The following is a 422-nucleotide window of genomic DNA, read 5'->3' as shown; positions in this document are numbered from 1 at the left end:
GCATGGCACTTACTTCCTTCTGGTTTGCGCAGTGATTATGGCTGGCAACATTTCGCAGACGACTGGCGGGTTATTTTACATTCGACGGGTGCCGGCCGGCGCACCGAGATGACTTACGATCTGGACCAGCGGATCACCCATGTTTACGAATCTGACGGCATGATGCGCGAGCATCACTGGAACGCAGAGTATCTGGTGGAACGTTACATCGACGAGGCAGGTAGCGTCTGGTGCTATGAGTGGGATGAGAACCAGCAGCTCACTAACACGATAGCCCCCGACGGAGCTATGCATCAGTTTATCTACGACCTGCGCGGCAACCTTATTGAAGAAATCGACCCGCTCGGCGGTGTGAGCAAAACGGTATGGCTTGAGCAGCAGGCTCTGCCTCGTGATTTTATCGATCCTCAGGACGGTGTTTA

The 422-nt window shown here is 54.0% G+C and carries 1 protein-coding gene; it reads left to right on the top strand.

Going from position 1 to position 422, the window contains the following annotated elements; genetic code table 11:
• Positions 1-108 precede the first annotated feature (108 nt).
• On the top strand, positions 109-422 hold a 314-nt coding region (locus D6C13_RS25415), incomplete at its 3' end, for an RHS repeat domain-containing protein (RefSeq protein WP_147408215.1).

The sequence above is a fragment of the Rahnella woolbedingensis genome (assembly GCF_003602095.1).
GTDB classification, from domain to species: Bacteria; Pseudomonadota; Gammaproteobacteria; order Enterobacterales; family Enterobacteriaceae; genus Rahnella; species Rahnella woolbedingensis.
Note: the sequence above shows the minus strand (reverse complement) of the source record. Positions and strands in the feature narration are given on the sequence as shown.